Here is a 13,675-nt window from a genome sequence, read left to right as displayed (position 1 = left end):
TGCGCCATTCCTCGCATCACAGCCCCAAGTCGCTCGCATCGAAGTTCAGCACTAGTTCGTTCCAACCATCGGCGCCGCCATATTTATCGGGCGGCAACAGTTTCCCGGCGTCCACTTCCTTCTGGAAATCGGCCTGGCTTCGCAGTACGGCACGCTCCGCCGCGCCCCTCAGGGCTTCCTGTGTCGGAGCCGGGCCGCCGCTGGCGACCGCTTCCGGTTCACCGATGATCTGGCCTGACTTGTCGAGGCGAATATGAACTTTGATCTTCACATCGCCCGCTCCCTCCAGGCCAGGAAGGACATTCCAGTTCTTGGCAATCAGATCGCGCAGACCGTCTTTTTGGCTCTGACTAAGCTTGCCGCCGCCGAGCGACTTGCTGCCTCCAAGCGACGCGACCTGTGTCTGCGCACCGGCGGATGCCGACTGGTTGGAGCGCTTGGCGCCGCCGGCCGAGGAGGTTCTGTTCAACATCGCAGCGATATCACCCTCGTTGAAATCGCCGTCATTGTTGGAACCTTTCGCGGTCTTGCGATTCTTATCGCTGTCGCCCTGCCCGTTGTCGGACGATGTGGTCTTGCTCGTGCTCTGCGTCGTCGTCTTGTCCGTGGGCTTGGTCGTCGGCTTTGCGTCTGCCACCTGTTGAGGCTTCGTAACGGGCTTGTGCTCCGGTTTCGGGTCAGGCTTCGTCTCCGCAGTCTTCGGCGGCTGCACTGGCTGCGGCTTCACGTCGGGAACGGGAACTTTGTCCGCCGGTGGCTGTGCAGCCTGCTCGGTCGGGTTTTCGGTTACGGGCTGCGGATCAGCTTTTTGCGGAGTGGGAGTGGGAGTGGGTGTCGGCGTGGGTGTTGGGGTCGGCGTGACCTCGCTCTTCTGCGGGGTCGGCTCCGTCTTCTGCGGGGTCGGCGTAGGAGTCGGTGTGGGCGTCACATCCGGCTTCTGCTGCGGAACGGCAGCCACTTCCTTCGGCGCGGCCTCCGTATCCTGCTGCTCGATCGTTTTGACGTCATTTGGCCGCGGATCGTTCTGCGGCACGGGAACAGCGGACTTCTTCGGCGCAGCCGTAGCGTTCTCATCTTGCGGCCGCTGAGTCGGAACCGCAGGGTTCTTCAGATCGACATCGTTGTCGCCGACATTCTGTGCATTCGCGACCTGCGTCTGCTTCGTCGTCTGCTTGTGCGCGGCGTGATCGGTCACCGGCGCATTCTTTTCGCCCTGCTGAAGTTGCTCAGCAGGGACGATATCCACATCCATGGCGGTGCTTTCCGGCGTCTCCAGCGGCGCAGGCGCACTCAGCGTCAACATGGCGCCGATCAGCACCAAGATGTGAATGACCGCAGATGTGGCGATGCTACGCTTCATGTCGATCCGTCAGTGGTCCGTTATCTGCTGCGTCACCAGGCCGATATTCTTGTAGCCGGCCTCCTGGATGCGCGACATGACGTCGGCGATGACGCCATAGGGCGCTTTTCCGTCGCCGCGCACGAAAATGCGTTCATTGTAGCCGGTGGTAGCGATCGCCTGCAGCTTGGCGGCAATGTCAGCCGCTTCGATCTGCGTTTCCTGCAGGAAGACCTGGCCGTCCTGCTTGATGGAAATGGTGATCGGCTGGGTCTGAGCATTGAGTGCGCCAGCCTGCGTTTGCGGCAGGTCAATCGGCACGCCCGACGTCATCATTGGTGCGGCCACCATGAAGATGATCAGGAGCACGAGCATGACGTCGACCAGCGGCGTCACGTTGATTTCGGAGATCGGGCCGCCCCGGCCTCCGCCACGACGACTGCCCCGGCGGCCACCGCCGCCACCTTTGCCTCCAACAGACATTGCCATGTGACTTACTCCGGTTCCGTCTGCGGTTTACTGCGCTGCCTGGCGCGGCTGCAGCTTCTCATCGATCTGGCGCGACAGGATGGCGGAGAATTCATCCGCGAAACCTTCCATGCGCGCCGACAGCTTGCCGGCATCGGCCGAGAACTTGTTGTAGGCAATAACCGCCGGGATAGCGGCAACGAGGCCGATGGCGGTCGCGAGCAAGGCTTCGGCGATACCCGGGGCGACGACCGCGAGGTTGGTCGACTTCGAACCGGCGATGGCCTGGAACGAGGTCATGATACCGACGACGGTGCCGAACAGACCGATGAACGGACCGGCCGAGCCGATGGTCGCGAGCGATCCGAGACGGGCGATCAGATGTTCCGATTCACGCGCCAGCGTGACGTCCATGGCACGGTCGATACGCATCTGCAGGCCGATCGGCGAACGTGCGCCGCGCTCGAACGACTTCTTCCATTCGCGCATCGCGGCGACGAAGATGGCGCTGAGGCCCGTATTGGTACGCTCAGAAAGGGTGCGGTAGAGTTCCTCGAGCGACTGACCCGACCAGAACACCTGTTCGAAATGATCGAACTGCCGGCGTGCCCGGGCGTAGCTCAGATACTTGTCGATGACGATCGCCCAGGTCCACACGGATGCCGCGAGCAGTCCGAGCATGACGAGCTTGACCACCAAGCCTGCCTGCATAAAAAGCGACCAGAGGGTGATGTCCGGTGTGGTGGCCGCTGCCAATGCTACTTGTTCCATTGATCCAAAATCCCCGAATCCAAACGCCCGGCGCTAGACCGGGCGGCTAAAAGTGATCTCACAAGAAATATTTGGCAGCCGCCGCTGAACGCCCTGGTCAAGCCTTCCAAGCTTACAATTGCCTTCTTGCCGTCAAATTTGGTCAAAGGAAGGCGTGCACCGCACAAACTCCGACATAACGAGTAAGACACTATTATGGTTAAAAGAATGTTAGCGCCGGAGCATGAAAGATTTGACAGTGACGAAGGCTATTCTGTCTCCTGGAAAGAACTGGCCGGACGAGACCGGCGGCGGGCACAAAACAAATCTTGCGCGCGGAAATTCCTTCCCATAGAACTCAAGTTTTAGCAAGGGGACTTTTGGAGGCCGCCGCATCGCCGCGTGCGGCCTTCTCAGCCTCACGGGAAGTCTCTAATGTGACACTAGACCGCAGCCTCGGATGCCACCAGCATCTGCGCGGCCAACTTCTCCGGCAATCGCCGCGGTCTTCCCTTGCCGTTGATCACGGCGATGATGACCTTGGCTGCGATCAGCAGCGTGTCGTCGCGCCGGATTTCCTGGGAAAGCACCATCTTCGCGCCGCCGGCCTTCTCGGTCGTCGTGCGAATCACCAGCAGGTCGTCCATCCGCGCCGGTCCCTTGAAGTCGATTTCCATACGGTGAACGACGAAAACCAGCCCCTCCTCGTCGGCATTCAAGAGTTCGCGCTGTTCCACGCCGAGACAGCGCAGATAATCCGTACGGCCGCGTTCGAGGAAGTGGAGGTAGCGCGCATGATAGACGAGGCCGGAAAAATCCGTATCCTCGTAGTAGACTCGCTGCACCAGCCGGTGGCCACCGGCTTCCAGTTCCCCGGCAATCAGAAAGGGGCTGTTCATCGTCGCCGCATCTCCAAAAAATCTGGGGACCCTCTTTGGCCGAAGTTCCGCCATCAAGCAAGCTTTGAACAATTGTCATAAATACTGACTATCCGGAATGGTGCCGGACAGCGATCGACGCAGAAGGAAGTGATCTCATGAAAATAGCGGTAATGGGCGGCGACGGTTTCATTGGTTGGCCTACCTCGCTGCATCTCTCCGATGCCGGTCATGAGGTCCATATTCTCGACAATCTCTCCCGCCGCTGGATCGACACCGAACTCGGTGTGCAATCGCTGACGCCGATGGATTCGATCCAGGAGCGCACCCGCATCTGGCATGCCGAAACCGGTCGCCGCATCCACTTCAACCTCATTGATCTCGCAAAAGACTATGAGCTTTTGAAGAAGTGGCTCGCCGAGCATCGCCCGGACGCGATCGTGCACTTTGCGGAGCAGCGCGCCGCACCCTATTCGATGAAGAGCGACCGTCACAAGAATTACACCGTCAACAACAATGTCAGCGCCACGCATAATCTCCTGAATGCGTTGGTCGAGCTCAATCTCGACGCACATCTCGTCCATCTCGGGACCATGGGGGTCTATGGCTATTCGACCATCGGCGCCGCCATTCCGGAAGGCTACCTGCCTGTCGGCATCGAGACCGCCGATGGCCATACGGTCAACCAGGACATTCTTTATCCGGCTAATCCTGGCTCGATCTACCATATGACTAAATGCCTGGATCAGCTTCTCTTCCAGTTCTATGCCAAGAACGACGGCCTGAGGATCACCGACCTGCATCAGGGCATCGTCTGGGGCACACATACCGAACAGACGCGCCGCCACGAACAGATCATCAACCGTTTCGACTATGATGGCGACTACGGCACGGTGCTCAACCGCTTCCTCATCCAGGCGGCGATCGGCTATCCCTTGACCGTACACGGAACCGGCGGCCAGACCCGCGCCTTCATCCACATTCAGGATTCCGTGCGCTGCATCGAGCTGGCGCTGAAGAACCCGCCACCGCGCAATGCCCGCGTCGAGATTTTCAACCAGATGACGGAGACTCATCGTATCCGCGATCTCGCCGAGATGATCGCGAAGATGAGCGGCGCGGAGGTTATTCGTTTGCCCAACCCGCGCAAGGAAGCCCCGGAAAACGATCTGATCGTCAAGAACGACAAATTCCTCAATCTCGGTCTGGCGCCGATCACTCTCCAGGCAGGTCTTCTGGGCGAAATCGTCGATGTCGCCAAGAAATATGCCTACCGGGTCGATCGTTCGCGCGTCCCGGCGATTTCCGCCTGGACCAAGGATCTCGCGGCGACGGTCAACCACGATCCCGAAGGCAAGCGATTGAAGTCCGTCTCATGATGTTCGGAAGCGAAATGCTGCAGGGGGTGCGACCACGCTCGAGCCCGCAGGCGCGGCAAGCCTTTGTCACCCTCGTCACCAACGCCGACTACGCGATGGGCGCAGTGGCGTTGGCACGCTCGATTTCGCACACCGGCACCAGAGCGGATATCGTCGTGCTGCATACGGCCGGCGTTGACGAAAGCGATATTGCGCCGTTGGAAGCACTCGGCTGCCGGCTGGTGGAGGTGGAACATCTGCCGCTTTCCGATGAATTCAACGAGCGTCACGCGCGCGGCAATCTCCACGCCAACGCTCCCTTCACCAAAGGCCGCAAGCCGTCCTTCCACTCGCCGCTTGATAATTTCTGCAAGCTCAGGCTTTGGCAGCTTATCGACTACGACACCTGTGTCTTCATCGATGCGGATGCGCTGATGCTGAAGAACATCGACAAGCTCTTCGACTATCCGGAATTTTCCGCCGCACCCAATGTCTATGAAAGTCTGGCGGATTTTCATCGGATGAATTCCGGCGTCTTCGTCGCCAAGCCATCACTTGCGACCTTCAAGGACATGCTGAAGCTGCTCGATCGTCCCGGTGTTTTCTGGCGGCGCACCGACCAGACCTTCCTTGAGACATACTTCCCGGATTGGCACGGCCTGCCGGTCTATATGAATATGCTGCAATATGTATGGTTCACCATGCCCGCGCTTTGGGACTGGAACAGCATTTCGATCCTGCACTACCAATATGAGAAGCCTTGGGAAAAGAATCATCCCAAGTCCGACGAACTGAAACCGCTGATCGATCTCTGGCACCATTTCCACGCTGGGCGCGACGTGCCCGACATCGCCGCGTTCGCCAATCCAAAAGAGGCAGCATGAAAGTTCTCGTATCGGGCGGAACAGGTCTCGTCGGCCGCTATATCGTCGAGGAACTGCTGTCCGCCGGATATCAAGTTGCCGTCGGCGGTCGCAATGCACCGCAACTCGACCTTTTCTCACAACCTGTCACCTTTGTCCCATTGCGTCTCGACCCTTCCGAAGACCAGAGCAACGCCTTCGACGACGCCTATTTCTTCGTGCATGCGGCTTTTGCGCATGTACCCGGTAAATATCGCGGCGGCGAAGGCGATGATCCCGCGAGCTTTCGCCGGTTCAACCTGGATGGCACGGTGAGGCTGTTCGAGACGGCAAAACGTGCCGGCATCCGCCGCTGCGTCTTTCTCTCGTCGCGCGCCGTTTATGGCGACCGGCTGGCCGGTGAGACGGTGACGGAGGACACCATGCCGACGCCGAATACGCTCTACGGCGAGGTGAAGCGCGATGCGGAACATGCCCTCTTCTCGCTTTCCGCTCCTGGTTTCGCGACGGCAAGCCTAAGAGCAACGGGCGTCTACGGCGACCTCTGTCCGAACAAATGGGATGATCTCTTCGCGGATTACCTTGCCGGAAAGCCGGTTCTCTCGCGCGCCGGAACCGAGGTCCACGGCCGCGACGTCGGCCGCGCCGTCCGCCTGCTGTTGGAGACTGAGACGAGCCGCATCAGCGGCGAAGCGTTCAACCTCTCCGACGTCGTGACCGACACGCATGAGATCCTTGAGCACCTCCAGCGAGTAACCGGCTGCCCGCACCCCCTCCCCTCGCCTGCCCCGCAAGGCATTGTCAGCGCGATGGATACGTCGAAAATCCGTGCACTCGGCTGGCACGGCGGCGGCACGGCGTTGTTGGAAGAGACAATCGCGAGATTGGCGGAAACCATGCCGCTGCGCCCCACGACCTTCAGCGCATCAGCATCGTCTCGTCCCAGCTGAGCGTGCCCAGTTCTTCGCCTCGAAATCTGGCATCGTCGGCAACGATGAATTCATCCAACTGTGGCGGCGCAACGCTGCTGCCGGAGAGCATGGCATGCACCTGCCCCCGATGATGGGTCTGGTGCTGGAAAAGATGGCTCAGCACATCCTCAGCCTGCTCCCTCTGGATGCGGTTGCCGCGGTGAAGATCGATCACCCGCACCAGTGCTTCGGGATTCAGATTTTCACATAGAATTACGATCCGCCGATCGACTTTGTTCTGCTCCACCGACAATGCATCCAGCGTGTCGAATGGCTCTTCGATGTCGAAAGCCTTGAAACCGAGCGTACCGCCTTCCAGCGCGTCGACGTAAAACCAGTCGACGGTCAGGATATGATTGAGCGTCGACTTGATCGACGGAAAGAAACTCACCCGCACCGCCTCGAACTCACCGGGCCGAAGCGCAGCACAAGCCCGATGCAATCGGGTATTCGCCAAGGCGTTGTTGTAAGCGAGCTTGCGGTACACGCGGATCGGATCGAAAGCGGACATGTTGCGTTCCCTCTCGGCTAGGCTTTATCGAGATCGCCGTCCTGCCAAACCAGATGGCGTGCTATCAGCGGCAAGCTTTCGATCTCTTCGGCGATGAAATAGGGCGGAATATCGAGCGCGACCAGCGCTTCTCGCGTGGCCTGAACCCATTTGAATTCGAGGTGATTGTCGCCGTCCTTGAGGCGATGGACGATCTCATCGGGTCGGAACGGGAAACTCTGCGGGATATCCATCAGATAATAGAGCCCCAGCTCGTGCCAATCACGCCGCTCGTAATGAAAGAAATTCTCGACTACCCAGAGCAGTCGGCCCACGGCCACCTCGACGCCCAGTTCCTCGATCATCTCCCGCCGCAACGTCTCGTCCGACGTCTCGCCGATTTCCGCCCGGCCGCCCGGAAAAGTCCAGAACGGTTCATGGACAGCACGATGGACGAGCACATGCCCCTCGCGAAAGCCGAGGCCCGCGATGCGCATCTGATAGCGCGAGTGACCGGCATTCACCCGGATGATCCTGCGTTTCGACATCGTCTTATCCCAGATCGATCACAACGATTTCCGGCGGGACACCGACACGAACGGGCGCGACCGAACAGCCCAGGCCACCGGAGACGATGATATGACGGTCTTCTTCGACGATGTGACCATACACATACCGGTCGCCGTAGCGCGAGGGCAGATAGGGCGACCAGCCGAGAATCCTGATCTGCCCGCCATGCGTATGACCGGACAAGGTAAGAGACACACGCGACGGCACGGTCGGAAAGATATCGGGCTCATGGGCAAGTAGGATGACCGGCGCCTTGTCATTCACCTGTGCCAGCGTGCCCTCGAGATCGTCCAGCCCCTTCGCGAACTGACGTTTCCAGCGGATGCTCCTGCGCAGAGCAAGCTGATCCTCGACACCCGCCAGCCAAAAGCCGTGTCCATCCTTTTCCAAGCGAGCCGAGCGATTGGAATAAACCGGAATTCCGACATCGGCCAACGCCTTATGGCTGAATGTCGGGCCGCGGCCGCTCTTTTGCGCAGCCGCATCGTGCCACCAATCGTGATTACCGATGATCGCGTGAACACCGAGCGGCGCCTTCAGGGCAGCGAGCTCCGCCGCCCACACCCGATGATCGACACGACCGGTCACGAAATCCGTTCCCGACGTGTAGTCGCCCAAGAGAACGATGATATCGCCGCCAAGATCGTTGGCACGGGTGCAAATGGACGCAATGCGATCGGCCGTCATCCACGGCCTGCACGCATGAAAATCGGCAAGCGCGACGATCCTCAGTTTCAGCCCCGGCGTCCAGCCCGGCGGCGCCAACTGGTAACGGGCTATATTCAACCGCACGACCGGCTCGTACCCGAAGGCATAGCCGCCGAGCATCGTCAATCCGGCAATGCTGCTGCCGAAAAGCTTCAGGAAACCGCGACGGCCGATCACTCATCTTCCTCCTGGAACAGCCTGAACTGCGCTGCCTCCAGGTCCTTCGGCGGCTGCATCCCAAGATGCCTCCAGGCAATTGCCGTCAGCACGCGGCCGCGCGGCGTGCGCTGGATGAAACCCTGCTGGATCATGTAGGGCTCGATGATATCCTCGATCGCGTCGCGCGGTTCGGAGAGACCCGCAGCGATGGTTTCGATGCCGACCGGACCACCGCCGAAATTGACGGCAATCATGTTGAGATAGCGTTTATCGAGCTGATCGAAGCCGACATTGTCGACCAGCAGCCGCGTCAATGCTTCGTCGGCTATTTCGCGGGTTACGGCCTCAGCCTTTGCGACCTCCGCAAAATCACGCACCCGGCGCAATAGGCGGCCGGCTATGCGCGGCGTGCCGCGGGCGCGCCTGGCAATCTCTCGCGCCCCTTCTTCGGTTATGCCAAGCCCCATCAGTCGCGCACCGCGCCGTACGATCAGCTCCAACTCCTCGACAGTATAGAAACTCAGGCGAACCGGAATGCCGAAACGGTCGCGCAGCGGCGTCGTCAGCAGGCCGAGACGCGTGGTGGCGGCAACCAACGTGAATTTGGCGAGGTCGATTTTCACCGAGCGCGCCGCCGGACCCTCGCCGATAATCAAATCAAGCTGGAAATCCTCCATGGCCGGATAGAGGATTTCTTCCACGGCCGGATTGAGGCGATGGATTTCATCGATGAAGAGCACATCGCGCTCTTCGAGATTGGTCAGAAGTGCGGCGAGATCGCCGGCCTTGGCGATGACCGGGCCGGAGGTCGAACGGAAATTGACGCCGAGTTCCTTCGCCATGATCTGTGCCAGCGTCGTCTTGCCAAGACCGGGCGGCCCAACGAACAGCACATGGTCCAGCGCCTCCCCTCGTCCTTTCGCCGCTTCGATGAACACCTTGAGATTGGCGCGTGCCTCCGCCTGGCCGGTGAATTCGTCCAGGGACTGCGGCCGCAGCGTCACGTCCAGGTCTTCGCCCCGCTTTTCCGGCGATATCAGGCGTGCGGCTTCACTCATGTCAGAAGTTCCATTCCCGGTATGCGTTTCGCGGCTTTGGTATTGAGGGCCATGGCGGCGGCACCAAGGTTTCCCCCTCTGAGATCATCGTTCCCTGGCGGAGCGTCATGAGTCGATCTCCTTACTTTGAGACAATAGTGAGGAATAGGAAAAGGTGCAAAGGATCAAAGGATCACCGCGCCAGTTCCTTAAGGCCGAGCCGGATCAGCTTGGCGCTATCCGCCCCATCTCCGGCCGCTTTCATCGCAGCCGCAACTGCATTCGCAGCCTGGTCGCGGGAATAGCCGAGGTTGGTGAGCGCAGAGACGGCATCGGCGACGGGGGCCGAGGCGATACCCTCGCCCAATTCCTGCTTGAGGCCGATATTGATCGCCTCGCCGGCAAAGGCCGGCGCCTTGTTCTTCAGTTCCGTGACGATGCGCATCGCAACCTTCGGCCCGACGCCTGGCGCCCGCGACACGGCACTACGGTCCTGCAGCGCTATGGCATTGGCAAGCTCCGCCGGCGTCAGCGTCGACAACAGCGCGAGCGCCACCTTCGCGCCGACGCCCTGCACGGTCTGCAGAAGGTTGAACCACTCCCGCTCCAGCGCCGCCGTGAAGCCGAAAAGGCGGATCTGATCCTCGCGGACATAAGTCTCGATGAAGAGAACACAGGCTTCGCCGACGGAGCCGAGCTTCGAAAGCGTGCGTGCCGAGCAATAGGCGACGTAGCAGACACCATGCACATCCACGAGCGCATAGTCCTCGCCGATCTCTTCGATTGTGCCTTTCAACTTGCCGATCATGAATGATGTCCGTCAGGGATGGGTTTCGGGGGAGATGAGGTCAAGTGAAGGAAAGTAGGAGCGGTAGCGAGAGGCATCCCGCGTCAGCAATCTGTGTCTTCGCCACTCGGCATGGGCACCGATAAGGAAATCCGGAAGCGTTCTCTCCCGCTGACCACCGGCAAGCCGATAAAGGCGATGGGCCTTGCCGGCTCGAAAAGCGGCCTCGTAGGGCATATGCTCCCGCTTGACATTCAGCCACGACAACGCTGCAACCATGTCTTCCTCGGTCAGCACAGAAGCAGCCAACTCCGACCACACAACGGGGTTCATAACCAGTTCCCCCTCGCCTGCGCATTGTTTCAGAGACTGAAGAGACCACCGCCGATGTACAGTTGCTGGACCGAGGACATCGATGAAAATATTGGTATCAACGAGGGTCGATATCGTCACGCGGACCCCTCAACCACTCCATATATTCGTCGGTGGTCATGCCACCAAGATCAAGCGTTCCCTTTACGCGCTCCGCCCAATCGTCGAAATCACGAATCGGACCGCGCGCACCTCTGTCCACTCTGACCAACAGTGCCCCATTTCCGGAAGCAACGAAATCCACTTCCGAACCCGGCCCGATGCCCAGTCTGTCTCGAATTTCCTTGGGGATGGTCACCTGGCCTTTTTCCGTCACGCGCATAGTAATACCTCTTCAGTAATACTTAGCGACCAAACCGGAACAGGTCAAGAACAAACTACCCTGCCAGAGCCGCCTGCCGCAGCCGGCTGGCGCCGCGATTATGGGCATGGCAGATGGCGATAGCGAGCGCATCGGCGGCGTCGTTGCCTTTAAACTCGACCTTCGGCATCAGGATCTTCAGCATCATGTGGATCTGCTGCTTCTCGCCATGGCCGACGCCGATGACGGCTTTCTTGACGGCATTCGGCGCATATTCGGCAACCTGCAGCCCGGCACGCGCTGGCACCAGCATGGCGATGCCGCGCGCCTGCCCGAGCTTCAGCGTCGCCACCGCATCCTTGTTGACGAAGGTCTGTTCGACCGCTGCCTCGTCCGGCTGGTAGCTGTGGACGATATCGGCGAGCCCGTCGTGAAGCTGGCAGAGCCGCGAAGCGAGATCCATCTCGCCATCCGATGTCACCGTTCCCGAGGCGACGAAGCGCAGGGAATTGCCTGATGTCTCGATGATGCCCCAGCCGGTGCGACGCAGGCCCGGATCGATGCCGATGATGCGAATCGTGTTTTGCATGGGTCAACCTATCTTTCGAGCGGCAGATGTGCCAGCAAAATGTGAACAAAACAAAAACAAGTCCCAACCCAACGCCCTTTCAGCGGCTTGGAAATCACGGCAACGAAATTGTCGAGGCGGGTTTGGAATAGAGCATCCGCACTCCTACATGGGGAGGATTGTTCCTCCCTTTCACCACGCAGGTTTCTTGCCATGGTCCCCTTTTCCATTCTCGATCTTTCGCCCGTTGCCGAAGGCAGTACTGTCAGTCAATCCTTTGAAGGCTCAAAGCGCATGGCGCAGAAGGCGGAAGAGCTCGGCTACACCAGGTTCTGGCTAGCGGAACATCATGGCATGCCCGGCGTCGCCAGCGCCGCGACGGCGGTCGTGATCGGCCATGTCGGGGCAGCGACCTCACGTATCCGCATCGGCTCGGGCGGCGTCATGCTGCCGAACCATTCGCCATTGGTGATCGCCGAGCAGTTCGGTACCCTCGAAGCCCTGTTCCCCGGCCGCGTCGATCTCGGCCTCGGCCGCGCACCGGGTACGGACATGCGCACCGCGCAGGCGTTGCGTCGCAACCTTGATGCCGGCGCCCAGAGCTTCCCAAATGATATTGTCGAGCTGCAGCATCTGTTCAGCCCAGCGGACGAGAACCAATCGATCCTTGCCGTCCCCGGCAACGGCGCCAAGGTGCCGATCTGGTTGCTCGGTTCAAGCCTCTACAGCGCCCATCTCGCCGCCATGCTCGGGCTGCCCTATGCCTTCGCGTCGCATTTCGCTCCGGAAGCTTTGCTTGACGCCGTCGCCATCTATCGCGATCGCTTCACGCCCTCGGCAACGCTCGAAAAGCCCTATGTCATGGTCGGCGTCATGGGCTCGGCGGCAGATACCGACGAAGAGGCGCAATATCACTTCACCTCTGCGCAACAGCAATTCGTCAATCTGCGCCGCAATGTCCGCGGTCCCTTCCCGCGCCCGCGCAGGGACATGGACGATTTCTGGACGCCGATGGAAAAACTGAACGTCGAGCACACACTGCGCTACGCCGTCGTCGGCTCACCCGCGACCGCAGAGGCCAAGCTCTCGCAGTTCACTAAGGATACGGAAGCGGACGAAGTGATCATTTCGATGCCGATCCACGACATCGAGGCGCGGCTGAGGTCGGTGGAGCTATTCGCGCAATTGCCGTCCTTCAAGAAGGCGGCCTAATGACAGAAAACCCCATTCTCCCTTCGGCAAGCCTTGGGAGAATGGGGTCCATTTTCGGGGGAAGAATCAGGCCGAAAGCTTGGCCATGACCTCTTCGGAGACTTCGAAGTTTGAATAGACGTTCTGCACGTCGTCATCGTCTTCCAGGCTGTCGATGAGCTTCATCAGCGATTGCGCCTTTTCTTCATCGACCGGCACATTGTTCTGGGCACGCCAGATCGCCTTGACGGTTTCGGCTTCACCGAGCGTTGCTTCCAGCGCTTTGGCGACTTCGTTCATCGCTTCAAAGCCGCAGATGATGGTGTGGCCTTCTTCATCGCTCTCGACATCGTCGGCGCCGGCTTCGATCGCGGCTTCCATCACCTTGTCGGCATCGCCAACTTCAGGCTTGTAGGTGATTTCGCCGACATGGTCGAAGGAGAAGGAGACGGAGCCGGTTTCGCCGAGTGCGCCGCCGGCCTTGGTGAAGATCGAACGGACATTCGAGGCGGTACGGTTGCGGTTGTCGGTCAGCGCCTCGACGATGATCGCCGTGCCGCCCGGGCCGTAGCCCTCGTAACGCACTTCGTCGTAGTTTTCCCCGTCATTGCCGGCCGCCTTCTTGATGGCACGGTCAATGTTGTCCTTCGGCATCGACTGCGCCTTGGCGTTCTGGATCGCCAGACGCAGGCGGGAGTTCATGGTCGGATCGGGCAGACCCGCCTTGGCGGCGACGGTGATTTCACGCGCCAGCTTGGAGAACATTTTCGAACGCACCGAGTCCTGACGACCCTTGCGATGCATGATGTTTTTAAACTGTGAATGGCCAGCCATGGCACCCCTGTTCACGTCTTTTGTTGGGAAT

At 59.9% G+C, this 13,675-nt stretch carries 17 protein-coding genes; 4 read left to right on the top strand and 13 right to left on the bottom strand.

The annotated features are described in order from the left end of the window. Positions 1-16 precede the first annotated feature (16 nt). The 4 genes from FHT86_RS30305 to ybgC form a co-directional block, all read right to left on the bottom strand. The gene (locus FHT86_RS30305; RefSeq protein ID WP_133710603.1) at positions 17-1,360 is read right to left on the bottom strand and encodes a hypothetical protein; all 1,344 of its coding nucleotides are present in this window, start codon (positions 1,358-1,360) and stop codon (positions 17-19) included. Positions 1,361-1,369: 9 nt separating this feature from the next. Beyond that, the gene (gene tolR, locus FHT86_RS30300) at positions 1,370-1,828 is read right to left on the bottom strand and encodes a protein TolR (protein WP_133710602.1); all 459 of its coding nucleotides are present in this window, start codon (positions 1,826-1,828) and stop codon (positions 1,370-1,372) included. Positions 1,829-1,855: 27 nt separating this feature from the next. Next, positions 1,856-2,578, bottom strand: a complete 723-nt coding sequence (tolQ, locus tag FHT86_RS30295) for a protein TolQ (protein ID WP_133710601.1) — start codon at positions 2,576-2,578, stop codon at positions 1,856-1,858. Between the two features lie 422 nt (positions 2,579-3,000). Then, complete coding sequence (ybgC, locus tag FHT86_RS30290; RefSeq protein WP_133710600.1) at positions 3,001-3,456, bottom strand: tol-pal system-associated acyl-CoA thioesterase; 456 nt, start codon at positions 3,454-3,456, stop codon at positions 3,001-3,003. Positions 3,457-3,593: 137 nt separating this feature from the next. On the opposite strand from ybgC, the gene FHT86_RS30285 reads away from it, so the two are divergent. The 3 genes from FHT86_RS30285 to FHT86_RS30275 are packed head-to-tail and all read left to right on the top strand — an operon-like array spanning position 3,594 to position 6,606. Then, entirely contained in the window at positions 3,594-4,814 is a 1,221-nt protein-coding gene (locus tag FHT86_RS30285; protein WP_133710599.1) for an NAD-dependent epimerase/dehydratase family protein, read from the top strand. After that, positions 4,814-5,677: a glycosyltransferase gene (locus FHT86_RS30280; RefSeq protein ID WP_246779734.1), complete on the top strand. Its 864-nt coding sequence runs from the start codon at positions 4,814-4,816 to the stop codon at positions 5,675-5,677. Before FHT86_RS30285 ends, FHT86_RS30280 begins: the two co-directional genes overlap by 1 nt. Next, complete coding sequence (locus FHT86_RS30275; RefSeq protein ID WP_133710597.1) at positions 5,674-6,606, top strand: NAD(P)-dependent oxidoreductase; 933 nt, start codon at positions 5,674-5,676, stop codon at positions 6,604-6,606. Before FHT86_RS30280 ends, FHT86_RS30275 begins: the two co-directional genes overlap by 4 nt. On the opposite strand, the gene FHT86_RS30270 is transcribed toward FHT86_RS30275, so the two are convergent. From FHT86_RS30270 to ruvC, 8 genes are all read right to left on the bottom strand, one after another. Then, positions 6,575-7,138 (bottom strand): DinB family protein, encoded by a 564-nt coding sequence (locus FHT86_RS30270; protein ID WP_133710596.1) that lies wholly within the window; start codon positions 7,136-7,138, stop codon positions 6,575-6,577. The genes FHT86_RS30275 and FHT86_RS30270 overlap by 32 nt on opposite strands. A 17-nt stretch (positions 7,139-7,155) precedes the next feature. Beyond that, positions 7,156-7,665, bottom strand: a complete 510-nt coding sequence (locus FHT86_RS30265; protein WP_133710595.1) for an NUDIX hydrolase — start codon at positions 7,663-7,665, stop codon at positions 7,156-7,158. A 4-nt stretch (positions 7,666-7,669) separates the two neighbouring features. Continuing rightward, the gene (locus tag FHT86_RS30260) at positions 7,670-8,572 is read right to left on the bottom strand and encodes a metallophosphoesterase (RefSeq protein ID WP_133710594.1); all 903 of its coding nucleotides are present in this window, start codon (positions 8,570-8,572) and stop codon (positions 7,670-7,672) included. Next, on the bottom strand, positions 8,569-9,612 hold the full coding sequence (gene ruvB, locus FHT86_RS30255; RefSeq protein ID WP_133710593.1) for a Holliday junction branch migration DNA helicase RuvB: 1,044 nt from the start codon (positions 9,610-9,612) through the stop codon (positions 8,569-8,571). Before ruvB ends, FHT86_RS30260 begins: the two co-directional genes overlap by 4 nt. Before the next feature lie 172 nt (positions 9,613-9,784). Further along, positions 9,785-10,399 (bottom strand): Holliday junction branch migration protein RuvA, encoded by a 615-nt coding sequence (gene ruvA / locus FHT86_RS30250; RefSeq protein ID WP_133710592.1) that lies wholly within the window; start codon positions 10,397-10,399, stop codon positions 9,785-9,787. A 12-nt stretch (positions 10,400-10,411) separates the two neighbouring features. Continuing rightward, positions 10,412-10,831: a type II toxin-antitoxin system VapC family toxin gene (locus FHT86_RS30245; protein WP_133710591.1), complete on the bottom strand. Its 420-nt coding sequence runs from the start codon at positions 10,829-10,831 to the stop codon at positions 10,412-10,414. Then, positions 10,809-11,072 carry an AbrB/MazE/SpoVT family DNA-binding domain-containing protein gene (locus FHT86_RS30240; RefSeq protein ID WP_133710590.1) on the bottom strand — a complete coding sequence of 88 codons (264 nt, stop codon included), beginning with the start codon at positions 11,070-11,072 and terminating at the stop codon, positions 10,809-10,811. Before FHT86_RS30240 ends, FHT86_RS30245 begins: the two co-directional genes overlap by 23 nt. A gap of 55 nt (positions 11,073-11,127) precedes the next feature. Continuing rightward, positions 11,128-11,640 (bottom strand): crossover junction endodeoxyribonuclease RuvC, encoded by a 513-nt coding sequence (ruvC, locus tag FHT86_RS30235; RefSeq protein WP_133710589.1) that lies wholly within the window; start codon positions 11,638-11,640, stop codon positions 11,128-11,130. Positions 11,641-11,832: 192 nt separating this feature from the next. Here ruvC and FHT86_RS30230 point away from each other — a divergent pair, with 192 nt between their 5' ends. Next, positions 11,833-12,831: an LLM class flavin-dependent oxidoreductase gene (locus tag FHT86_RS30230; RefSeq protein WP_133710588.1), complete on the top strand. Its 999-nt coding sequence runs from the start codon at positions 11,833-11,835 to the stop codon at positions 12,829-12,831. 66 nt (positions 12,832-12,897) lie between these two features. Here the strand turns inward: FHT86_RS30230 and FHT86_RS30225 are convergent, their stop codons facing one another. Beyond that, complete coding sequence (locus FHT86_RS30225; protein WP_133710587.1) at positions 12,898-13,644, bottom strand: YebC/PmpR family DNA-binding transcriptional regulator; 747 nt, start codon at positions 13,642-13,644, stop codon at positions 12,898-12,900. Positions 13,645-13,675: the final 31 nt, after the last annotated feature.

The organism is Rhizobium sp. BK313, from assembly GCF_014193655.1.
In the GTDB taxonomy this organism is placed as follows: domain Bacteria; phylum Pseudomonadota; class Alphaproteobacteria; order Rhizobiales; family Rhizobiaceae; genus Rhizobium.
The sequence above is the reverse complement of the archived record's forward strand: the minus strand, read 5'-3'. Positions and strand labels throughout refer to the sequence as shown.